The organism is Serratia sp. ME47 (genome assembly GCF_903970925.1).
GTDB lineage: Bacteria > Pseudomonadota > Gammaproteobacteria > Enterobacterales > Enterobacteriaceae > Serratia > Serratia ureilytica.
Map to the genome: position 1 here is coordinate 1 of NZ_CAJCKE010000005.1, position 22,627 is coordinate 22,627.

Sequence of the window (22,627 nt, forward strand, 5' to 3'; positions counted from 1 at the left end):
CGCCGCAGTTCAGGTTGTCGGTCGGCTCGCCGAAGATGCTGGCCACGCCGACGTTTGGCGTGCCGGCGATCACCGTGGCGCCCAGGTTGCTGACGCTGCCGATCTCCAGCAGTTCAGGCAGCGGTTGTTTAAGCAGTAACGGTTTCATGTGATTCTCCTCTGAGGGTTAACGGCGGCCTTTCCAGTAGCCGGATGTCTGGTGCCAAACCTTACCGGCGGTGGTCATCACCCGCCGCAGCTTGTCCTTGCCGAAGATGTTGACGTGCGGGATCGAGCTCATCAGATCGTACCGATCGGACCCTTCGCTCATGCCCTCCGCCAGCACCTTGCACACGATGTGGCTCGGCGTCACGCCGAAGCCGGAGTAGCCCTGCACGTAAAATACGTTGTCGCGATCCGGCAGCGTGCCGATCTGCGGGAACAGGTTGGCGCTGCAGCACAGCGGGCCGCCCCAGGCCAGATCGATCTTCACGTCTTTCAGGTACGGGAACACCTTCAGCATCAGGTTGCGGTTCCAGGCCTTGAGATCCGACGGGAAATATTCGATCAGGCGGGTGGCGCTGCCGAACAGCAGCCGGTTTTCGTTGGTCACCCGGTAATAGTCGATCACCGGGCGAATGTCGCTATAGGCGCCGCGGATCGGGCTGATCTGGCGGATCAGATCGTCAGACAGCGGCTCGGTGGCCAGCTGGAAGGCGTAGGTATTGATGGTCTTGCGGTAGATCTGCGGCTCCATGCCGTTGAGGAAGCCGTTGCAGGCCCACAGCATCTTGTTGGCACGCACCGAGCCCATGGCGGTACGCACCGTGATGCGCGGGCCATACTCCACGTTGAGCACGCTGCTGTTCTCAAAGATTTTCACCCCGTAGCCGCTCAGCGCCTTGGCCTCGCCCAGCAACAGGTTAAGCGAATGCACGTGGCCGCCGCCCATGTGTTTCAGCGCGCAGGTGTAGGCGTCGGAGCCCACCACCTGCTTCACCTCCGCCCCGGTGTAGAGCTCAATCTCCTCCTGCGGCGCTACCGCCCTGAACTCCTTCAGCCAGCCGCGCAGGGTCTTCTCCTGGCGTGCGTTGCTGCCGAGATAGCCGTAGCCGAAGCAGAAGTCGGCGTCGATGTCATATTTCTTGATGCGCTCGCGGATAATGCCGGCGCCGAGGTTGCTGATTTTGAAGATGGTTTCCAGCCCGGCCGGGCCAACGTGGCGCTTGATCTTCTCCAGATCGTGGCCGATACCGGCCATCACCTGGCCGCCGTTGCGCCCGGTGCCGCCGTAACCCAGATAGCGGCCTTCGAGAATGGCAATGTTGGTGATGCCCTTCTCCGCCAGCTCCAGCGCGGTGTTGATGCCGGAGAAGCCGCCGCCGATGATCACCACGTCAACGTCCAGATCCTCTTCCAGCGTCGGGAAGCGCAGATCGTATTTTTTGGTCGCCGCGTAGTAGGTTAAGGACTCGATTTCGTTGTTCACTGCCGCACTCCCGATTGCCTATGCCATGACATCGGATTATCGGGAGCGGTGGGATCGTTCGCTATGTCCCCTTAGGGACATTCGTCCCCTTCATCTTTCAAACTACAGCGTTGTTGGCTGCTGACGTTCACCCCAGTCACTTACCTAAGTAAGCTCCTGGGGACTATCGTCCTGGCCGCCTAGCTGTAGCTTGAAAGCTATAGGGGATACATCGATACATTCACGCGCTGCGCCGCTGCGGGGCGGCCAGCAGCAGGCTGAACAGTTCGGCCTGCGAACCGATGTTCAGCTTGCCGTAGATGTTCTTGCGGTGGTTTTTTACCGTGCCGAGGCTGATGAACAGCCGGTCGGCAATCTGCTGCGAACCGCAGCCGGCGAGGATCAGATCGACAATCTCGCGCTCGCGCGGCGTCAGCAGATAGCGCGCCTGGGCGCCGTCATCGTTCACCGTCGCGGCTTCGGCCGGCGCCGCCACCACTTCGCCGTGCAGCCGCGCCACGCTTTTCACCAGCGTCAGCGCGCTGCGCAGATCCGCCCGCTGCGGGTAGCGCACCGCCACCGTGCGGCGCGCCGAACCGAAAAAGACGCCCAGCCCGCGCTCCGGCGTCAGTTGCAGCAGCACGCCGGCCTCGTCGTGCCAGCCGGTCTTGCGATAAAAATTACGGTAATAGTCGCTGTGATAAAACCCGCAGGGCGCCAGCTGGCGCAGCGTGAGCACCTCGCCTTCGCCGCCGTCGTTCAGCGCGCGGTAAAACGGATCCTGCAGGTAGGCGCCCTGCTGGTAGAGCTGATTGACCGCGTCGCTGTTTTCGCGCTCGGTTTTAATCAGGCAGCGTGGCGGCCGGCCGCGTTCGAAGGCATAGACGATGGCGTTGTCGAAGGCGAAAAACCCTTCCAGCCAGTTCAACAGGCTGGGATAAAAGCGTGGGCTGGCCACCGCATCGATCACCGCAGACAAGCGTTCAACCTGAATTTCCATACCCGCCTCGCCATTATTAACACATTAACAATCTACCGATTTCGGATGGGGTTGGCCGCACGACGGCCGGTACTGTTAAAAAAAGCATCCGCAGCGCCGAAATGCAAGAGCGCGATCGTTTACATGTTAAACAACTCACAGGTTGCCGCAGCGGGGAAAGCGGTGGCCGCTCCGCGCCCGCTGGCTTATGCTGTGGCATCGCGACCTGCAACGCCGTCAAGGAGACCTCATGTCCGTCAGCCACATCATCGCCAACCGCCAGACCTGGTTCGGCCACGGCAGCATCCAGCAGCTGCCGCCGCTGCTGCTTGCCGACCCGCAGCCGACGCTGCTGTTCAGCTGCCGCTCTTTTCTCAACGGCCCGGTGTACGCCGGCCTGCGCGAAGCGCTGGCGCCGCTGCTCATCGGCACCGAAATCGTCAGCCACGAGGCGTCGCCGCAGGAAATCGACGCCTGGGTGGCGCGCTGGCGCGGCCAGGCGCGGCGCGTGGTGGCCATCGGCGGCGGCAGCGTGCTGGACGCCGCCAAAGCGTTCTCCGCGCTGGTTGAGCACCCGCTGCCAACGCTGCGCTATATGGAAAAGGTGGGCGACAGCAAAATCAGCGGCGCCACCCTGCCGCTGATAGCCATTCCCACCACCGCCGGCACCGGCAGCGAGGTGACCCAGAACGCGGTGATCACCGATACCCAGGTCAGCAAGGTGAAAGCCTCGCTGCGCCATAACAACTTCGTGCCGCACACCGCCATTCTCGACCCGCAGCTGCTGACGGGCGCCCCGGACAAGGTGCTGGCCTACTGCGCCATCGACGCCTTCACCCACCTGTTCGAGGCCTATCTGTCGAAAACCGCCGGCGCCATGACGCACGATATGTCGCTGAGCGGCATCCGCCACTTCCTCGCCGCCTGGCCGGCGCTTAACCGCAGCGACGCGGCGCGCGAAGCCATTATGCAGGCTTCCTACCTCGGCGGGCTGACGCTGAGCGCCGCCGGGCTGGGGGTCATTCACGGCATCGCCGGCGAGATCGGCGCGCTGCGCGACTACCACCACGGGCAGGTCTGCGGTCGCCTGCTGCTGCCGTTCCTCGCCCTGTTGGAAACCAGCGAACAGCCGCAGCAGCGCGCGCTGATGGCCGAGCTGGCCGCCAGACTGTACCCGCACTGGCAGGGCAGCCCGGAGAGCTACCTGACCGATTTCATCACCCGCCACGCCATCGCGCCGTTCTGGCAGGACGATTTGCCGATTTCCGGCCAGGAGCTGGCGGTAGCGCTGGAGAAATCCAACAGCAAGAATTCCTGGATCGACTATGCGCCGGCGCAGCGGCAACGGATGATCGAAGAGGCGTTTCGCGTCGAATGATTATATAATCAGATCAACGCACTAGCAGGAGTTAAGGAAATGGGCATCATCGGCTGGATCTTCGCCGGCATCGCGGTCGGCATCCTGGTCGGCGCGCTGATCAGAATCTTCGGCATGAAGAAAGAGCAGTAAGCGTCACGCTGTTCCGTGGGCCGCCAGCAGGCACTCATGGAACAGCTTCACCACCCGTTGCGGCACCGGCGAGCGGCGCAGCACGCTGGAGTACTCGCAGTGATAGCGGAACAGCGCCGGTTTGATCGCCCGCATCAGGTTCTGCGCCACAAAAAACGCCGCGTAGTGATCCGGCAAAAAGCCGACGTATTTGCCGGACAGGATCAGCGTGGCGATCGACTCTTGCGCGAACCCCGTCGCCTTGCGATGCAAATGTTGCTGCAGGCTCAGTTCCATATTCGGCGAATGGTAGCCCAATCCGGCGAAAGCATAATTGTGCAGCAGATCCCAATTTAATGTTTCATGGCGGGCGGAAAATAATTCATGCTGCGCGCCGCAATATAAGAACATCCTCTCACTGAATAACGAATGATAAGATAAACTTTCCGCGCTGCGGTGCATGGGAATAACGCCAACCTGAAATTGCCCGTCAATAACGCCACGTTCAATGGTATTAATCGGCTCCACGTACATTTGCAAAGAAACCTCCGGCGCGCGCGCGCTGAATAACGCGATCGCCCGGCCGATCTGCGCCTGCGGATTGCTGACCGTATGGTCGAATATCGCCACGTGCAGCTGCCCGCCCATGCGCTGATGCACCTCGTCCACCCCGCGCCGGAACGCCTCGGTGGCCGCCAGCAGGTTGACGGTTTCCTGGTAGATAATCAGCCCCTCGTCGGTGACCGCAAAGCCCTCGCGCCCGCGCTGGCACAGCGTCAGGCCCAGCCGCTGCTCCAGATCCTTGATGTGCTTGCTGATGGTCGACAGGCTGATATTCAGCTCCAGTTCAGCGGCGCTCATGCCGCCGCAGTCGACCACCGCCTTGAATACCCGCAGCAAACGCAGATCCATATCCGACAATTGTCCCAGCAACGCGCGCTTTTTTACTTGCATAAAACCTTAAGTAAGTTTCGACATATGATTATTCACAGTAGAGAACAAGCGGTACATAGTCAATTTCGTACAACAATTCGTTAACAACTCATTTTATTTAATTAATCGCACTTATTTTCCTGCCCGGAGGAAAACATGGCCGCTGAAAATTATTCGCTTAATCGTCTCGATGCCGAAGGGTTAGAAGCCCATTGGATGCCTTTTACCGGCAACCGCAATTTTAAAGCGCAGCCGCGCATCATTACTCAGGCCGCAGGGGCGTATTACACCAGCCACGACGGCAGAAAGATTTTCGACGGCCTGTCCGGATTGTGGTGCTGCGGATTGGGGCACGGCCGGCAGGAAATCACCGACGCCGCCCAGCGCCAGTTGGCGACGCTGGATTACTCGCCGGCGTTTCAGTTCGGCCACCCGCTGTCGTTCGAGCTGGCCAACAAAATCAAGGCGCTGACGCCGGCGGGGCTGGATTACGTGTTCTTCACCGGCTCCGGCTCGGAAGCGGCGGACACCTCGCTGAAAATGGCGCGCGCTTACTGGCGCGCCAAAGGCCAGGCGGGCAAAACCTGCTTTATCGGCCGGGAAAAGGGCTACCACGGCGTTAACTTCGGCGGCATCTCGGTCGGCGGCATCGCCGGCAACCGCAAGGCGTTCGGCGCCGGCGCCGAGGCGGACCATCTGCCGCACACCCTGCTGGCCGGCAACGCTTTTTCGCGCGGCATGCCGCAACAGGGGGCGGAGCTGGCGGAAGAGCTCAACCGCATCATCGCGCTGCGCGACGCCTCGACGATCGCCGCGGTGATCGTCGAACCGTTCTCCGGCTCCGCCGGGGTGATCGTGCCGCCGGTCGGCTATCTTCAGCGCCTGCGCGAGATCTGTACCCAGCATGACATTCTGCTGATCTTCGACGAAGTGATCACCGCCTTCGGCCGCTGCGGCGCGATGACCGGCGCCGAGGCGTTCGGCGTCACGCCGGACATCATGAACATCGCCAAACAGGTGACCAACGGCGCGCAGCCGATGGGCGCCGTGGTGGTGCGGCCGGAGATCTACCAAACCTTCATGAACGGCGGCGAGCCGGACTACCAGCTCGAATTCCCGCACGGTTACACCTACTCCGCCCATCCGGTCAGCTGCGCGGTGGCGCTGGCGACGCTGGACATCCTGCAGCGCGAACAAATGGTGGAGCGCGTACAGGCGCTGGCGCCCTACTTCGAGCGCGCGGTGCACAGCCTGCAGGGGGCCAAACACGTCGCCGACATTCGCAATATCGGCCTGGCGGCCGGCATCACGCTGGCGGCGCGGCCCGGCGAACCGGCGCGGCGGCCCTTCGAAGCGGCGATGCGCTGCTGGGAAAGCGGGTTTTACGTGCGCTACGGCGGCGACACCCTGCAACTGGCGCCGCCGTTCATCAGCAGCGAAGCGCAGATCGATGCGCTGATCAACGCCGTCGGCGATGCCCTCAACGCCACCGAATAAGGAGCGAACCATGACCATTACCCATTGGATCAACGGCGAACCCGCCGCCGGCGGCGAACGCAGCCAGCCGGTTTACGACCCGGCCACCGGCCAATCGGCGCAGGAGGTGCTGCTGGCCGACCACGCCACGGTGGAGCGCGCCATCGCCGCCGCCGAGCAGGCTTATCCCGCCTGGCGCAACACGCCGCCGCTGAAGCGCGCGCGCATCATGATGAAGCTCAAGGATCTGCTGGAGCAGCACGCCGACGCCATCTGCCAACTGATCACCGCCGAGCACGGCAAAGTGCTCAGCGACGCCCTGGGCGAACTGCAGCGCGGCATCGAGAATATCGAATACGCCGGCTATGTGCCGGAACTGCTGAAAGGCGAACACAGCAAAGAGGCGGGCCCGGGCATCGACAGCTGGAGCGAGTTTCAACCGCTCGGGGTGGTGGCGGGCATCACCCCGTTCAACTTCCCGGCGATGGTGCCGCTGTGGATGTGGCCGATGGCGGTCGCCTGCGGCAATACCTTCGTGCTGAAGCCTTCCGAGCGCGTCCCTTCCGCCGCGCTGTATATCGCGCGGCTGGCGGCGGAGGCCGGGCTGCCGCCGGGGGTGCTCAACGTGGTCAACGGCGATCGCGAAGCGGTGGAGACGCTGCTGCATGACGGACGCGTGAAGGCGATAAGCTTCGTCGGTTCGACGCCGGTCGCAGAACACATCTATCACACCGGCTGCGGCCAAAACAAACGGGTGCAGGCGCTGGGCGGCGCCAAAAACCACGCGGTGGTGCTGCCGGACGCTGATATCCCCGGCGCGGTCGGCGCGCTGATGGGCGCGGCGTTCGGCTCCTGCGGCCAGCGCTGCATGGCCATCCCGCTGGTAGTCGCGGTGGGCGACGGCACCGCCGACGCGCTGATCGCCGGGCTGCGGCAACAGATGGCCGCCATGCGCGTCGGCCCCGGCAGCGACAACCGCAACGACATGGGGCCGCTGGTGACTCAACAGCATTATCAGAAGGTGAAAGGCTATATCGATCAGGGCGTGGCCGAAGGCGCCGAGCTGCTGGTGGACGGCCGCGAACTGCGCGTGACGGACGCCGACGGCCGCCCCAGCCAGGGGTATTTTCTCGGCCCGACGCTGTTCGACCGCGTGACGCCCGGCATGCGCATCTATCAGGAGGAGATCTTCGGCCCGGTGCTCGGCGTGGTGCGCGCGGCGTCGCTGCAGGAGGCGATGGCCTTGATCGACGCCCACGAATACGGCAACGGCACCTGCCTGTTCACCCGTGACGGTGAAGCGGCGCGCCACTTCTCCAGCCGCATTCAGGTCGGCATGGTGGGGATCAACGTGGCGCTGCCGGTGCCGGTGGCCTACCACTCATTCGGCGGCTGGAAGCGCTCGCTGTTCGGCGATCTGCACGCCTACGGCCCGGACGCGGTCAGGTTCTACACCAAACGCAAGACCATTACCCAGCGCTGGCCGGCCTCCGGCGATGCCCGCCGCGCCAGCTTCAGCTTCCCGTCGGGATAAAAATAACAAACTTATCCCCAACGAATTTCAAGTTGCAGCTAGGCGGCAAAGTCATTCGTCTCCAGGAGCTTACTTAAGTAAGTGACTGGTGCGAATGATCTGCGGCCAACAACGCTGCGGCTTGAAAGGCGCAGGGGATTTAGCGCGCTCCATTTGATTTCTGCGTACAGCCTGTGCAGCAAAACAATTACTCACTCACACGTTAATGGAGTCGTTAACCATGAAAGAGTCCGCCCCTGAACACACTTTCAAAGGCAATCTCAGCGTCCTCGACGTGGTGATGATCACCGCTTCCGGCGTGACGCCGGCCAGCTCAATCTTCGTCATCGCGCCGCTGGCGATCGCCAGCGCCGGCAGCGGCGCCTTTCTGTCGTTTCTGATCGCCGCCTGCGTCGCCGCCACCATCGCGCTGTGCTATGCCGAGCTCGGCGCCGCGCACCCCAGCGCCGGCGGCGAATACAGCATCATCAAACGCCTGTTCGGCACCCTGTGCGGGTTGCAGACCTATCTGTTTATTCTCAGCGCCGCGCTGTTCGTGCCGGCGGTGCTGGCCACCGGCGCCGTGCCCTATCTGAATACCGCGTTGGGCACCTCATTCGACGCCTCCACCGCCGGCATGATCACCGTGCTGATCGGCGGCGCCTGCGCCATTTTCAACATCAAGGCCAACGCCCTGCTGACCGGCGCCTTTCTGGTGGTGGAAGTGGCGGTGCTGGCGCTGATCGCCTGGCTCGGTTTCAGCCATCCGCATCAAAGCGCGGAGATCCTCACCGCGCCGGTGATGCTGGACGCGCAGGGCAGCCTGGCGCCGGTTTCGCTGCCGCTGATCGTCGCCATGGTCGGGGTCGCGCTGTTCTCCTACAACGGCTACGGCGCGGCGGTGTACATGGCGGAAGATATGCGCGAGCAGGGCAAACCGATGGCGGTCGCGATCATGCTGACGCTGGTCATCGTGGTGCTGGTGGAACTGGTGCCGTTCACCGCCCTGCTGATCGGCTCGCCGTCGCTGGCGGAGATGGCCAAACAGGCCGATCCGGTCGGTTATGTGGTCACCCAGCTCGGCGGCCCGACGCTGGCGCGGGTGGTGAGCGGCGCGATCTATCTGTCGGTATTCAACGCCATCATCGCCATCGTGGCGCAGTTCAGCCGCATGATGTTCGCCAGCGGGCGCGACGGCTTCTGGCTGCCGACGTTCAACCGCGCGCTGAAAATCATCCATCCGCGCTTCGGCACCCCCTGGATCGCCACCCTGCTGTTCGGCGTCCCCTCGGCGCTGCTGGCGTTTTGCTCCGACCTCGAATCGCTGACCTCATTCACCGTGATCCTGCTGCTGCTGGTGTACATCATCATGGCGGTGGCGGCGCTGATCAGCCGCCGTCGCCGCCACTTCCATCACCCGTACCTGATGCCGCTGTGGCCGCTGCCGGCGGCGGCGGCGCTGCTGTGCTGCCTGTACGTGCTGTGGACGATTTTAATCGCCAGCAGCCTGAAAGACTTTATTATCATTGCCGGCATCATCGGCTTCGGGCTGGCGCTGAACCACTTGCGCGGCCGCCAGACGGCGCCCCTCGCCGCCCCCTCAATAGAAGGAGAATAACCATGACGCAGCGCGCTCAGGATCTGGGCATCACCATCGGCCAGGGCACGCCCGGCCCGCTGAACGCCATCACCGACGTGCCCGGCGTGCGCGTCGGCCATGCCAGCCTTCATGCCGATTTGGCGGACGGGCGCAGCGTGCGCACCGGCGTGACGGTGATCGAACCGCGCCCCGGCTCCGCTCGCCACGCGCCCTGCTTCGCCGGCGTGCACGTGCTGAACGGCAACGGCGACGCCACCGGCCTGGAATGGGTGCGAGAAGCGGGCCTGTTGACCAGCCCGATCGCTTTCACCAACACCCACAGCGTGGGGGTAGTGCGCGATGCGCTGATCGCGCTGGAGCGTGAAACGCTGCCCGCGAGCGACAACGCGGTGTACTGGAATATGCCGGTGGTGATGGAAACCTTCGATGGCCTGCTCAACGACATCAACGGCTTTCACGTCAAGGCCGAGCACGTACGCCAGGCGCAGCAGGCGGCCCGAGGCGGCTTGCCGCAGGAAGGCGCGGTCGGCGGCGGCAGCGGCATGATCTGTCATGAATTCAAGGGCGGCAGCGGCACCGCATCGCGCCGCTTGCCCGCCGATCAAGGCGGCTGGACGGTGGGCGCCATCGTGCAGGCCAACCACGGCAAGCGCGAGTCGCTGCTGGTCGGCGGTTACCCGGTGGGCCGCCACCTGGGGCATATCCCCTCGCCGTTCACGCCGCAGTTGCCGCATCCCGGCATGGGCTCCATCGTGGTGGCGCTGGCGACCGACGCGCCGCTGCTGCCGCACCAGTGCGCGCGGCTGGCGCAGCGCGCCAGCATCGGCATCGCCCGCACCGGCGGCGGCACCGAGGATTCGAGCGGCGATCTCTTTATCGCCTTCGCCACCGGCAACGACGGCCTGCCGCCCGCCGACTACGCCAATAAAGGCGATTTCACCACGCCGCTGCGCATGGTGAACAACGACTACATTTCGGCGCTGTTCGCCGCGGCGGCGGAAGCGGTGGAAGAGGCGATCGTCAATGCGCTGCTGGCGGCCAATACCGTCAGCGGCAACGGCCATCGGGCGGAAGGGTTGAGCGCCGAACAGCTGGTGACGGCGCTGGAGAAGGCCGGCTGGCGGCGGTAAACAACGCGGGGCGCGGGTTAATGCGCCCTGATTATCAGGATTCGCCGCCCGGTTTGGGCGTCGGGTAATCGTAATCCAGCTTCAACGGCTCGGCGTAGACGCTGTCCCACAGCTGTTGGTACAGCCTGTCCAACCGCCCGCTCATCGCCGTGCTGTGCAGCACCAGCTCCAGATTGCGCGAGTTGTCCAGATAGCCGCCGGTCCAGTTGCTGGTGCCCACCCAGGCAATCTCATCGTCGATGGTCATCAGCTTGCTGTGGATCACCCGGGCAAACGGGATGAAGCCGCTGCTGGCCGGCGGAATGGTCACCACCTTGATCTGCACGTTCGGCACCAGCGCCAGGCTCTTCAGCCAGGCGATATCCGGCTTTTTGGTGTTCCAGTTGGCTACCATCAACTCGATCTGCACGCCGCGCGCCGCCGCGCCGCGCAGCGCGTTGTCGATGACCGCATAGAAGGGGCGACTGCGCTCCGGGCCGAACGACAGCGGCGCGTAATCCATTACCTGCACCCGCACCCGCCGTTTGGCGTCAGCCAGCAGACGCGGCAGCTCGGCCTGCGAATCGAGCACGCCCGCCGGGTTGTAGGCGCGCGGGCTGGCCACCAGATAGTTGCCCTGCGGCTGCGCCGTCGGCGGCGAATCGGGCAGCGTCGGCACCGGCTTATCCTGCGCCAGCAGCGCCTGCGCCCGCCAGTCCTGTTCGAAGATCGCCTGGATCTGCCCTACCACCCTGGCGTCGCTGATGCGCAGCCCGGTTTCGTGAATGTGTTCCAGCGCGCGCCAGTCGAAGTTCTGGCTGCCGACGAACGCCTGCTCGCCGTCCACCAGCAGATACTTGGCATGCAGAATGCCGCCGCTCAGCTTCTGGTATGGGATGATGCGCAGCTCCAGATTGGGGATCGCCTTCAGCCGTTCCAGCGTCTCGGCGGTGGAGAGGCGAATGCCCTTCTCTTCCAGCAAAAAGCGGATTTTCACCCCGCGTTCGCCGGCCGACTTCAGGTGCTGCAGCACGCCGTCCAGCAGCGAACCGTCCTGATTCGCCACGTAGAACTGCCCCAGATCGATGCGGGTTTTCGCCGCGTCGAACATCTCGCGCCATACCTCGGCGGTGTTGCGCAGGTCGTCGGCCTGCAGCGCGGTTTCCACCGGCGCGGTGTACACCAGCTCGTAACCGGGAATAGCAAAACGCGCCGCAGCGCTCTGGCTCAACATCAACAAACAACCGCTCCACAATGCCGTATAAAGGCGGCCTCTCGGCCGCCGTACTGGATGGCCATTAGGCATAGCGCGGCGCTCCGCTGTCAACCCATTGTTCGCCGCTGCCGCTCTCCGGACGGCTGGCCGGTTGACCGGCGCGGATCAGCAGCACCTTCAGCAGTTCGTTGATGCGCTCCATGCGGCTCTGCAGGAAATTGTTGGCCACCAGGCACAGCAGCGCGATGGCGATGCCCAGCCCGGTGGCGTACAGCGCGGTGCCCATGCCGGCCGACACCAGACTCGGCTCGGACACCCCCGAGGCGGCCAGCGCCTTGAAGGTTTCGATGATCCCCATCACCGTGCCCAGCAACCCCAGCAACGGCGCGGCGGTGACCACGGTTTCCAGCAGCCACAGGCCGCGCGCCATCGGCGGCTTGCTCAGCAGGTACTGGGCGTCGATCAGATCGCCGATCGCCTCACGGTCGCCGGCGCGGTGTTTCTGCGCCAGCACCGGCGCGATCACCGCCATCGGCAGGCTGTTGCGCTGCGTCAGCGCGTCGGGCAAATCGGCGGCGCGGCGTACCTCCGGCGTCAGCGCCTGCTCCAGCCGGCGCGCCTGACGCTGGGTGTAGGCGAAGTACAGCGTGCGTTCGATGATGATCACCAGCGCGATCGCCAGCGCGGCGTACATCACGTAGAAAATAATGTCGTGCAACAGATTGGCGTCCATACAGGGTTCCTCTTCCCCGCCGCCGGGCAGACGGCGGGGCATTCAGTTAAAAGGTGGCTTCCAGCGAGACGCTGAAGGTGCGTTCTTCGCCGACGTTGTAATACGGGGTGCTGGCCTTCACGCCGCCGTAGGGCGCCGCGTTGAAGGTGGTGGTGCGCACCGAGGTCAGGTATTCCTTGTCAAACAGGTTGCTGATGCCAAAACGCAGCGCGGCGCTTTTGACGATTTTCTTGTCCACCGGCAGATGCACCCCCGCCGCCAGATCGAACACCGTGCGCCCGCCGATCTTCTCGTCGTTGGTCAGATCGCCATAGAACGCGCTGACGTACTTGCCGCTGACGCTGCCGTAGTACAGGCCGTCGTCATAACCCAGCGTCATGTTCAGCAGGTTTTTCGGCACGTTCGGCACCTCTTTGCCGGAGGTCGGCAGCGGCAACCCGCCGTTGCTGACGATGTCGCTCTTCTGCTTCGATTGGGTATAGGTATAGGACGTGTAGTAATTGAAGTTATGCGGCAGTTGGCCGCTCCACTCCAGCTCCAGCCCTTTGTTCTCCACGTTGCCGATGTTCATCATCTCGTAGTCGCCGGCCGCGTTGGTGGTGGAGATCTGGCGATCGCTGTAGCGCATGTAGAACAGCGTGGCGCTCAGCAGCATGTCTTCCTGTTGGAAGCGCCAGCCCAGCTCGTGGTTCCAGCTCAGCTCCGGCTTGGTGCTGAGCGAATCGCCGACGTTGTACAGCACATAGTTCGGCGGCGTGCGCATGTTGCGCGTCAGGTTGTAGAACACCTGGTTTTCCTGGTTCACCTTATAGCTGGCGCTGAAGTTCGGCAGGAATTCATGATAGGTGGCTTTGCGTTTCTCCGGCGCGTTGTACAGGCTGCCGCGATTGTCCCCTTTACGTTCCACGTACTGATAGGCCAGGCCGCCGACGAAAGTCCAGTCCGGCGTGGCGAACCAGGTATCCTGCAGCCACACCTTCTGCGCCGGGGTGATGGTGTACTGGTTGCGCCCCTGAACGGTGTTGCCGTTGGCGTCCTTCACCTGATCGGAACCGCCCGGCGGCCCCCAAATCTGCGACGGGTTGCCGTCGCCCTTGATGCTGATGAACGGCTGGGTCTGCAGCTGGCGCGCGCGCTCATACCAGTAACCGATATCCAGACTGTGCTGATCGTTGATGTCCCACTTCAGCTTGGTGGTGATGCCCGGCCGCCAGGTCTGCGTCCACGACGGGCGGTAGTAGGTGTTGGATTTCAGGTTGCTGAGATCGTACTGCCCTGCCCTGTCCGACGTGCTGGACAATACCGACGCGGTTTGACCGTTGAAGCTGCCGCCGTTGCCCCAGTAGTAATACGGTTGCAGGGTAAGCGACAGGTTGTCGCGCAGCTGCAGCTTCTGGGTGAACGACAGCGTGAAGTTCTCGAACGGGTTGCGCTCGAGCTTGTAATACTTGTTCAACTGTCCGCGGCTGTTGTACTCCGGCGTGGTGGCATAGTCGGTGTCGCGGCCGTCGTTTTGGAACTGCGCCTTGCTCAGGGTGTTGTAGTTGGTGTTGTTCTGGCGGTTGTACTTCATCACCAGATTGCTGCTGTTGCCGTTGCCGTCTTCGTACAGCGAGTTCATCTCGAACTTGTCGGAGTACAGCCGCCCCTCGCCGCGCCACTTCTTCGCCTCGGTGTGCGAATAAGAGAGCCAGTTGCTGAAGCCGTTGTACTCGCCGGTGTCCAGGCGGGCGAAGGTTTTGCTCAGGCTGTTGCTGCCCAGCGTTTGCTTGACGAAACCGCCGAAGTCTTTCGCCGGGCGGCGCGTTACCAGGCCGATGTTGCCGCCGCTGGAGCCGATATGCGGGCCGTCCGCTTCGGAAGAGCCCTGGGTGACGAACACCTCTTCCAGGTTCTCCGCATCGCCCAGCAGGTTCGGGTATACCGCGTAGTTGCCGGAGTCGTTGATCGGGATGCCGTCCATCGACAGGCCGATCTGATCCGAGTTCATGCCGCGCATGGTGTAGTCCACGCCGCTCAGGCCGCTGGCGTCATTGCTGTTGACGTTGAGGCCCGGCGTGAACTTCAGCTTGTCGATGGCGTTGGCCGCCGACGGCATTTTATCCATCGCCTCTTTGGTGACGGTGGAGCGCGCCTTGGCGCTGTCGTCCTGCACCATCATGCCGCCGCCGAGCGACTGCCCCTTGACGCTGATGGTGCCGACGTCGGTGCCGTCGGCCGCCAGCGCGGCGCCCGGCAGCATCGCCGACATCACCGCCAGATAGATCCCAGAACGATTGAACGATTTCATGGTGTGCATCCCTTAAAAATCAAACGATTAACCCTTGCGCTAAGGCGCCTGATAATTGAACGTCGCGGTAAATCTTTTGGTTGTTTGCCCGGCGAACGCGTCGCTCGGGAATGGCTTCACTGAACTGATGCTTTGCAGGCTGCTCATCGCCGCGCGATTCAGCAGCATGCTGGCGGCTTTGTTGGCGATGCCGGAAGAGACCACCCGCCCGCTGCGATCGACCTCCAGCCACACCTCGACGTTGCCCTGCGGGCGCTCGAGGGAGGCCTGACGGCCGGTCGGGTAGCGCTTGCGCTGTTCCAGTTCGCGGCGCAAGGCCAGCAGATAGCCGTTTTCAATCGCCTGCGCATTCACCTTCGGCGCCGCCGGGGTGGCCGGTGCGGGCTGTGCCGCCGGTTTACTGACCAGCGCGCGCGGCGCGGCGGGCGCCGGCGTCGGTTTAGGCTTTTCCACCGGTTTGGCTTTCTCTTTCACCGGCTTGGGTTTGGGCTTCGGTTGCGGTTTCGGCACCGGCTTGGCTTCCACGATCGGTTCCGGCGTCGGCACCACCGGTTCGGGGATCGGCTCCGGCTCGGGCGGCGGTTCGGGCTGGGGGTCCGGCGGCATTTGCGGTTGAGGTTCAGGCGCCGGTTCAGGCTCCACCAGCGCCAGTTCGATGGCGCTTTCGTCGTAGCGCGGCTGGATCTTCAGCGCCGCCTGCTGGCTGGCGAACAGCAGGCAGCCGGCGACAATCAGCGCCGGCAACCAGCTGAAAAGATGACGTGAGCGATAGAGCAGATACATGTCACAGCTTCCGTGTCGCGATGGAGACGGAGAAGAAACCGCCCTGGCGCAGGTTATCCATGACCGCCACCAGCCGCTCGACCGCCACGCCTTTGTCGCTGTTGACGATGATGGTGGTGGTCTGGTTGGCCTGCTGCTGTTGCTTGAGCGTCGTGACCAACGCGTCGAGCGCGATCGGCTGGCCATCCAGCTGCAGCTGTTCGTCGGCCCCCAGCGTGATAATCGCTTTCTTCTGCGGTTTCAGCTGTTGCGCGCTGCCGGCGGACGGCAGCTGCGTTTTCAACCCGAGCGCCGGAATGACGTTCAGGCTGATCAAGACGAAAAACACCAATAAAAACATCATCACGTCGATCATCGGGATCAGTTCGATGTGCGCTTTGTTCTTTTTCGGTTCGTTCCAGTTACGCATGACACTCCCTCACAAAAGCGAAGCAGCCAATATAGGAGGGGTTTGTTTACCTTTTGTTACGCTTGTGTGATCTTATTTTCACAGTGCGGATTTTTTGCGAGAATTTTTTCAATAACTAACGATGGCAAGGGCTATATAACCCATTAATTAGCGATAGTTTTTATCGGAATAATTGCAATGTGGGCCTAACGCCGTGCGGATGACGAGACAATAAATGTGAAAATAGTGACAAGCTGCGCCAACCGGCGGCGGCTTTGCCTCTCACCTTCCAGCGATATCTGCTATTTTTCCCAAGAACATTCCCAATCCCCCTCTTTAAAACACTCGCCAAAAATGAATGCGCCTATATTTAACCAAATAATACCCTTCATTGAATAGAATATTGCCAATCAAATATCAGCTGTTATATTTTTAAAGTGAAATAGCGCTACGGCATTATTTTAGAATTTAATTAAACCCACTAAGTCACCCTTTTATTTATAAGGATTGTATATGAAAGTACTTAGTCAATATGAAGAACAGTACGTTAGCGGTGGCGATCTGAACGCGGCCTGGGATGGGCTGTTGGACGGCGCCATGACCGGCGCGCTGATTGCAGGCAAATCCGCAGGCGCAGGCGGCTTTATTGCCGGTGCGGTCGGCCAATTGGTTGGCACCCTCATCGGCGGCGTTGCAGGCGGTGTGGGGCTGGGTCTTTATGGCCTGACGCATACGCAGCAGGAAGTGGCCGACTACGCGAAACATTTCCGCGAGACGATCGGCTCTACCTCGACCTCGGTCGGCGGCAGCCTGTAATAGAAATAAAATGGCCGCCGGCGCGGCGGCTATTTTATTTCTGACGCGCGGGGAATAAAAAAACCGTTAATCCCGGAGACGCGCCGGCGCAAATATCCTGACAGCACTTCGGTTCATAAAAAAAGACGCCCGCAGGCGTCTTCTTGGTATTGTCACTGAAGCCCGAGGCGATCAGTTCACTTTCACCGGCATACCGGAACGAGCCTTGATCGCCGCGTCCACTTCGCTCTGGTTGACGCCGGCGTCCATCAGCACTTTGCCGACCGGCGCGGAAATGGTCAGCGGCACCGGATCCTTGGATTGCAGCTGCTCTTCGTTGGCCGACAGCGGGTTGTGCACTTCCACGTAGCGCGAGCCGTCCGGTTCGACGGTGGCCTTCATCGGTTCGTTGATGAACTGCACGCGGGTGCCTACCGGCACGTTCTGGAACAGGTACTTGATGTCGTCGGCACGCAGACGCACGCAGCCGTGGCTCACGCGCAGGCCGATGCCGAAGTTGGCGTTGGTGCCGTGGATGGCATACAGGCGGCCAACATACAGCGCATACAGCCCCATCGGGTTATCCGGGCCGGCCGGGAACACCGCAGGCAGGATTTCGCCGTCTGCCGCGTATTCGGCGCGCATTTTGGCGGTCGGCGTCCAGGTTGGGCCGTCTTTCTTGCGCTGCACGGTGGTGGTCCAGTTCAGCGGGGTGTCTTTACCCAGCTGGCCGATGCCGATCGGCAACACCACGACGGTGTTGGAACCTTTCGGGTAGTAGTACAGACGCATTTCGGCGCTGTTGATGATGATGCCTTCACGCGGCGCGTCCGGCAGGATCAGCTGTTGCGGGATGGTCAGGGTGCTGCCGGCCTTCGGCAGGAACGGATCCACGCCCGGGTTGGCCTCCAGCATGTTGCTCAGCCCCATCTGATACTGGGCGGCGAAGCTTTCCAGCGGCAGTTTGCTGTCTTCCGGTACGGTGATTTGGATATTTTCGCCCACCAAACGGCTGTCTTTTGGCGGCAGCGGGTAGACGACGGCGAAGGCAGCCTGGCTGAATGCAACCAGTGCCGTAAACAGGGTTAATAACGCGCGAATGCTCATTTTCATCTTCGTGTTGGTCAAGGCCACTGGCGATTATGGGTATTGGTTTCTACGGCCACGTTTCCCCGTTGAATTTCAGCCGGCAGCCAACGGCGCTGCGGCCTGAAAAACCAGGGGGGATTTGACCGGATGCGCATTATATGTGCACATCAATCAAAGTGTGAACCATTACCGATGTAATATCGCAATTTTTTGTAACCTGACGCGCCACGAAGGCGATTTTCTGCGAGAACCGCCGCCTAACTGGCGGCGGCCAGCGCCTCCGCCCGCCGAATGGGGATCAGATATTCACAACGGATCGCCGCGCCGCCAAGCGGGCAACTGCCCTCCTGCGCCGGGTAGAACCGCTCAATATCCTGCCCTGGCCGGCGGATGGCGTTCATCTGCGGCATGGCGGTGTCATACAGCCGGACAATAAAGTTTTGTAACCCTTCCGCCTGCCCCTGATAGGTGAAACGGGCGTATTCCCCCTGTTCGATGGTCACCCGTTCCCCCACCGCCCCTTCGTCCGGCAAAGCGGCGGTATACGCCATGCGCGGGCAGCCCCGACGCTGCCGGTCGATCTCCAGGCTGGTAAGGCCATACATCACTTCGGGCAGCGTCTGCGGCCGCAGCAGTTGCCGCCAGGCATGGCGACGCAGCTCGCATTTGGAAGCCGCCAACTGCCCCAGCGTAAAGCTGCGGCGTTGCGTGTTGCCCACCAGCTGCATGGCGGGCAGCGTCACGATATCGGCCTGCGGCAGCGGCGCTTCGGTCAGCCGCAGCGGCGGCTGCAGACCGTAGCTCGACCAATCCTGGCTGCGACGATAGCTGGCCGGCGGCAGACCAAACTGCTTGCGGAAGCAGCGGGTGAAGGTCTGCTGCGAATCGAACTGGTACGTATCGGCGATACAGGCCACGCTGGTGCCGGTCAGGCGCAGTTCGCGCGCAGCGGCGGTCAACCTTCTGCGGCGGGCGTACGTGCCGAGGATATGGCCGGTGTGCTGCTTGAACATCCGCTGCAAATGCCACTTGGAATAGCCAGATTTGGCGGCGATGTCGTCCAGCGTCAGCGGCTGATCCAGGCTCTGCTCGATCCAGGCCAGCAGCTGCTCAATCACCTGTTGCTGGTGCATGGTGTTCCCCTTATTTGCTCAGTAATGTCAGCGCCAACATCCGGCCTGCGGCTTCATCGGCGGCCACCAGTACCGGATAGCCCCAGAATTTGGCGCCGTATTCGGCGAATGCTTCCGCCGCCGCGCGTTTGGCGTCGTCCGGTTCCAGCATGATCATGCCTTTCGCCCACCGCTTCAGCGCCGCGCGGTTATCGCGCTTCCACAGCGCCACCTGAGTGCGGGCGTCGCGATCGTGCTCTTCACCTTCATCGCCGACGCTGCGATCGGTCATCAGGACGAAAGGCTCGGCGCGCGCCAGCAGCGCGCTGAATTCAGCCAGCTCGGCCTGGGTATCGCGCCCGTTTCGGCGCATCCACACCAGCGGAAAATCGGCGGTATCGAGTGACATAATCAGTTTCCTCGCGAAAGGGTTTAGGACTGGCGCTTACTTTATCGGCACCGGCGCTAGACCACATTGCGCAATCAGGACATAATACTTTTCAATTCCGCCAAATTGAGAATTGTTCTCATGAAAGTCCAGATCCCACGCCGCAATATCGATATCGATCAGGTGCCGCGCCCGCTGTTCGCCGTGCAGAGTTCCACCATCGAGCAGGACTGGGAAGTCGAGCCGCATCGTCATCAAAAGGCGCAGCTGATCTATACCGTGCGCGGCATGATCCGCTGCGAAGTGGAAAACGGCCTGTGGCTGGTGCCGCCGCAGTGCGCGCTGTGGATGCCGGGCAACGTGTTGCACAACGCCCAGGGCGCCGGCTCGACCGAAGCTTACTGCCTGTTCGTCGATCAACACGTCGTCGCCGGCTTGCCGCAGAGTTGCTGCACGCTGTCGGTCTCGCCGCTGCTGCGCGAACTGCTGCTGCAGGCCACCACCTTCGAACCGCTCTACGACGAACAGGGCGCCGAAGGGCGCCTGACGGCGGTGTTGCTGGATCAGCTGGTAGCCGCGCCGATCGAGAATCTGCATCTGCCGGTATCCGACGATGCGCGCATCCGGCAGTTGACCGAAGGCATGCTGAGCTGCCCGGCGGACAAATCCACCCTCGGCCAGTGGGCGCAGCGCATCGGCATGAGCGAGCGCTCCCTCAGCCGCACGCTGCAACAACAGATGGGCATGAGCTTCGGCCACTGGCGGCGTCAGCTGCACGTGATGCTGGCGCTGCAGCGCTTGACGCAGGGCGAGAGCGTACAGACGGTGGCGCTGGATCTGGGTTACGAGAGCGCCAGCGGCTTCGTCACCATGTTCAGAAAGGCGGTGGGCAAACCGCCGGCGCGCTACCTGGCGGAACGCAACGCCGCCGGGCAATCTCCGGGCGGCGCGATCAGCATGTGAACGGCCGGCACCCGCGCCGGCCTGGCAAGAGGCGGATCAGAAGTCGTAGAACACCGTTATCCAGGTGGAATCCGGCTCGTTGTCGCTGCTGTTGGCCAGCGTGCGCTCCACATACACCGACAGACCGTAACCGATGGTGGTGCCCGCGCCGAGGTAGACGTGGTTGGCGTGATACGCCTCGTCTCCTTTCAGCCGCAGCGAGTCCGCCGCGACGTAAGGCTGAACGGATTTGAGGAACGGCTTGTCGATATTGAAGGTGTAACCGACGAAGCCTTCCAGCCCGTAGCCGTCGCCGGCGAAGAAGTGCGACAGCGTGCGCTGGCGGGTGCTCGGCACATAGTCTTTGTAATAGCTGGCGGTGCCGACGATGTACCAGTTGTTCGGCTGCCAGGTCAACGCGGTGCCGGACAGCTGCTGGTGATAATCCTTTTCGTTGTACAGATTATCTTTGATCTTCGCGTCGGTATAACTGTAGGCGGCGCTGAAGGTGAAATCCTTCGTCACCTTATAATCGAAGCCCAGCCCGCCACCGCCCTTGCGGCGGTAAATCAGGTTATCCGCGGTGTGCAGATCGTCTTCCGGCAATAAATAGTTGGCGTACAGCGTTACCGGCCCGAAATCATTGGTGTATTTGATGCTGTTTTTCGGTTTATTGCCGCCGTCATAATCGCCGGAAATACCGATGCCGGTGCCGCCCGCGTGGCCGTCGTTATCCCAGACGTCGCTTTTGATGCCGACCACGGAATAATAGATGCCGTACTGGTGGCCATAGGTCAGGGTGCCGTAACGATCGTCCTTGAAACCGGCGTACAGCTGGCGCTGATAGTCGCGTTTGCCGTCCTCATTGTAGTGCCCGTCCCAGCTGAGCGCGTGCGCCAGATCGACGCCCCACTCGTAATAGCCGATGATCGAGGTGTCCTGCGTCAGCGCATAGTCGCCGCTGAAGCGAAAACGCGTGCCGCCGTCGTGACCGTTTTTGTCATAGCCCGGTTCCGGGCCGTTATTGAAGATCCACTCGGGGCGAATGCTGCCGCCCACCTTTAAACTGAGCGGCGCCAGCAACACATTGCTCTGCGGGTTTTTATCCAGAATGGTGATCTCGGCCTGTGCGCCGGCGGATAACGCCGACAGCAAGACGCCGCCAATGAATATTGGCGTTGTATTCTTTCTCATTATTACCCCTGCCCGAAAAAATTATTGTTATAAACACGGTGGTCTTAAGCCACGCGGAAATAATTACCCGATGTCAACAGCGCACGCAAGATATAAAAATTCACGTCATAATCTGTCATTATTTCAGGTTGGATTTATTTTCAGCAGAAACGTGTTCACCTGTAACACGGAGAAAAATAATGTAATAACCGCAGCACGAAATAAACCAATCCGCATCTTTTACCCAAAATAACCCGGCGTGATTATCTGGGAATAAAGATAGCAAATAACAAATAAATATTATTGCCGCAGGTAAACCGTCACGCGATGGAATTAATTAATGGTGGGAAATAACGACGGAGCGCATTGCGCGCTCCGGGGAAAATCTCACTACTGCGCCAGCCAGCCGCCGTCCATGTTCCAGGCGGCGCCGCGCACCTGCGCCGCCGCATCGCTGCACAGGAACAGCGCCAGCTCGCCGAGTTGCTCCGGCGTGACAAACGCTTGCGACGGCTGCTTCTCCGCCAGCAGCTCATCGCGCGCCCGCTGCGGATCGATGCCGGCGGCGATGCGTTTGTCGATCTGCTGTTGCACCAGCGGCGTCAGCACCCAGCCGGGGCAGATGGCGTTGCAGGTGACAGGCGTGCGCGCGGTCTCCAGCGCCAGCGTCTTGGTCAGCCCCACCACGCCGTGCTTGGCCGCCACATAGGCCGATTTGTCTTTCGACGCCACCAGCCCGTGCACTGACGCGACGTTGATAATGCGCCCCCAGTTGCGCTCGCGCATCCCCGGCAGCGCCAATCGGCAGGTGTGGAACACCGCCGACAGGTTGATGGCGAGGATCGCGTTCCATTTCTCCACCGGGAACTGATCCAGCGGCGCCACGTGCTGAATGCCGGCGTTGTTCACCAGAATATCCACGCCGCCGAACTCACGCTCGGCATAGTGCATCATGTCCGCTATCTGGGCCGCATCGCCGAGATCGGCGCCGTGATACCCCGGCGCGGCGCCCAGCCGGGCAACCTGCGCTTTCGCCGCTTCCACATCGCCAAAGCCGTTGAGGATCACGCGCACGCCGGCGGCGGCCAGCACGGACGCTATCCCGAGGCCGATGCCGCTGGTCGAGCCGGTCACCAGCGCGGTCTTGCCTTGTACACTCATGGTATCGCTCC

Annotated in this window: 19 protein-coding genes and 2 pseudogenes; 7 read left to right on the forward strand and 14 right to left on the reverse strand. The window is 62.0% G+C overall.

Annotation, left to right across the window (positions count from 1 at the left end; genetic code table 11):
- The 3 genes and pseudogenes from H7A77_RS25575 to H7A77_RS07225 all read right to left on the reverse strand — a co-directional run.
- Positions 1-148 (reverse strand): annotated as a pseudogene (locus H7A77_RS25575) (cytoplasmic protein); the annotation flags it as partial.
- A gap of 18 nt (positions 149-166) precedes the next feature.
- A complete protein-coding gene (locus H7A77_RS07220) occupies positions 167-1,468 on the reverse strand; it encodes an FAD-binding oxidoreductase (protein WP_043148190.1) in 1,302 nt (433 codons plus the stop codon).
- A 220-nt stretch (positions 1,469-1,688) separates the two neighbouring features.
- Positions 1,689-2,447 carry a helix-turn-helix transcriptional regulator gene (locus H7A77_RS07225; RefSeq protein WP_046898053.1) on the reverse strand — a complete coding sequence of 253 codons (759 nt, stop codon included), beginning with the start codon at positions 2,445-2,447 and terminating at the stop codon, positions 1,689-1,691.
- Between the two features lie 229 nt (positions 2,448-2,676).
- Between H7A77_RS07225 and H7A77_RS07230 the strand changes: the two genes are divergently transcribed.
- Positions 2,677-3,804 (forward strand): iron-containing alcohol dehydrogenase, encoded by a 1,128-nt coding sequence (locus H7A77_RS07230; protein ID WP_182073985.1) that lies wholly within the window; start codon positions 2,677-2,679, stop codon positions 3,802-3,804.
- Between the two features lie 135 nt (positions 3,805-3,939).
- Here the strand turns inward: H7A77_RS07230 and H7A77_RS07235 are convergent, their stop codons facing one another.
- On the reverse strand, positions 3,940-4,869 hold the full coding sequence (locus H7A77_RS07235; RefSeq protein WP_047025161.1) for a LysR family transcriptional regulator: 930 nt from the start codon (positions 4,867-4,869) through the stop codon (positions 3,940-3,942).
- 135 nt (positions 4,870-5,004) lie between these two features.
- Between H7A77_RS07235 and H7A77_RS07240 the strand changes: the two genes are divergently transcribed.
- The 4 genes from H7A77_RS07240 to H7A77_RS07255 all read left to right on the forward strand — a co-directional run bounded on the left by H7A77_RS07240 (position 5,005) and on the right by H7A77_RS07255 (position 10,567).
- Positions 5,005-6,345, forward strand: coding sequence for an aspartate aminotransferase family protein (locus H7A77_RS07240; RefSeq protein WP_033641748.1), 1,341 nt, complete (start codon positions 5,005-5,007; stop codon positions 6,343-6,345).
- A 10-nt stretch (positions 6,346-6,355) separates the two neighbouring features.
- Positions 6,356-7,858: a CoA-acylating methylmalonate-semialdehyde dehydrogenase gene (locus H7A77_RS07245; RefSeq protein WP_182073986.1), complete on the forward strand. Its 1,503-nt coding sequence runs from the start codon at positions 6,356-6,358 to the stop codon at positions 7,856-7,858.
- Positions 7,859-8,078: 220 nt separating this feature from the next.
- On the forward strand, positions 8,079-9,455 hold the full coding sequence (locus tag H7A77_RS07250; protein ID WP_182073987.1) for an APC family permease: 1,377 nt from the start codon (positions 8,079-8,081) through the stop codon (positions 9,453-9,455).
- 2 nt (positions 9,456-9,457) lie between these two features.
- Positions 9,458-10,567 (forward strand): P1 family peptidase, encoded by a 1,110-nt coding sequence (locus H7A77_RS07255; protein ID WP_182073988.1) that lies wholly within the window; start codon positions 9,458-9,460, stop codon positions 10,565-10,567.
- Between the two features lie 34 nt (positions 10,568-10,601).
- Here H7A77_RS07255 and H7A77_RS07260 read toward each other — a convergent pair whose 3' ends face one another.
- The 5 genes from H7A77_RS07260 to H7A77_RS07280 are packed head-to-tail and all read right to left on the reverse strand — an operon-like array spanning position 10,602 to position 15,977.
- The gene (locus H7A77_RS07260; protein ID WP_182073989.1) at positions 10,602-11,852 is read right to left on the reverse strand and encodes a phospholipase D-like domain-containing protein; all 1,251 of its coding nucleotides are present in this window, start codon (positions 11,850-11,852) and stop codon (positions 10,602-10,604) included.
- Complete coding sequence (locus H7A77_RS07265) at positions 11,845-12,495, reverse strand: MotA/TolQ/ExbB proton channel family protein (RefSeq protein WP_016929215.1); 651 nt, start codon at positions 12,493-12,495, stop codon at positions 11,845-11,847. Before H7A77_RS07265 ends, H7A77_RS07260 begins: the two co-directional genes overlap by 8 nt.
- 46 nt (positions 12,496-12,541) lie before the next feature.
- Positions 12,542-14,785 carry a TonB-dependent receptor gene (locus H7A77_RS07270; protein ID WP_033651386.1) on the reverse strand — a complete coding sequence of 748 codons (2,244 nt, stop codon included), beginning with the start codon at positions 14,783-14,785 and terminating at the stop codon, positions 12,542-12,544.
- 39 nt (positions 14,786-14,824) lie between these two features.
- Positions 14,825-15,568, reverse strand: a complete 744-nt coding sequence (locus tag H7A77_RS07275; protein WP_182073990.1) for an energy transducer TonB — start codon at positions 15,566-15,568, stop codon at positions 14,825-14,827.
- Position 15,569: 1 nt separating this feature from the next.
- Entirely contained in the window at positions 15,570-15,977 is a 408-nt protein-coding gene (locus H7A77_RS07280; protein ID WP_021504179.1) for a biopolymer transporter ExbD, read from the reverse strand.
- A gap of 492 nt (positions 15,978-16,469) precedes the next feature.
- Here H7A77_RS07280 and H7A77_RS07285 point away from each other — a divergent pair, with 492 nt between their 5' ends.
- Entirely contained in the window at positions 16,470-16,772 is a 303-nt protein-coding gene (locus H7A77_RS07285; protein ID WP_033651388.1) for a hypothetical protein, read from the forward strand.
- 174 nt (positions 16,773-16,946) lie between these two features.
- On the opposite strand, the pseudogene H7A77_RS07290 reads toward H7A77_RS07285, so the two are convergent.
- From H7A77_RS07290 to H7A77_RS07300, 3 genes and pseudogenes are all read right to left on the reverse strand, one after another.
- Positions 16,947-17,864: pseudogene (locus H7A77_RS07290) on the reverse strand (L,D-transpeptidase family protein); the annotation flags it as partial.
- A gap of 233 nt (positions 17,865-18,097) precedes the next feature.
- Complete coding sequence (locus H7A77_RS07295; protein ID WP_047025153.1) at positions 18,098-18,973, reverse strand: helix-turn-helix domain-containing protein; 876 nt, start codon at positions 18,971-18,973, stop codon at positions 18,098-18,100.
- Positions 18,974-18,983: 10 nt separating this feature from the next.
- Positions 18,984-19,361, reverse strand: coding sequence for a hypothetical protein (locus H7A77_RS07300; RefSeq protein ID WP_103101794.1), 378 nt, complete (start codon positions 19,359-19,361; stop codon positions 18,984-18,986).
- Positions 19,362-19,481: 120 nt separating this feature from the next.
- Between H7A77_RS07300 and H7A77_RS07305 the strand changes: the two genes are divergently transcribed.
- Positions 19,482-20,303, forward strand: a complete 822-nt coding sequence (locus H7A77_RS07305) for a helix-turn-helix transcriptional regulator (protein WP_046688172.1) — start codon at positions 19,482-19,484, stop codon at positions 20,301-20,303.
- Positions 20,304-20,339: 36 nt separating this feature from the next.
- On the opposite strand, the gene H7A77_RS07310 is transcribed toward H7A77_RS07305, so the two are convergent.
- Positions 20,340-21,476: a porin gene (locus tag H7A77_RS07310; protein WP_046688171.1), complete on the reverse strand. Its 1,137-nt coding sequence runs from the start codon at positions 21,474-21,476 to the stop codon at positions 20,340-20,342.
- Between the two features lie 369 nt (positions 21,477-21,845).
- Positions 21,846-22,616: a 3-hydroxybutyrate dehydrogenase gene (locus tag H7A77_RS07315; protein ID WP_047025151.1), complete on the reverse strand. Its 771-nt coding sequence runs from the start codon at positions 22,614-22,616 to the stop codon at positions 21,846-21,848.
- Positions 22,617-22,627: the final 11 nt, after the last annotated feature.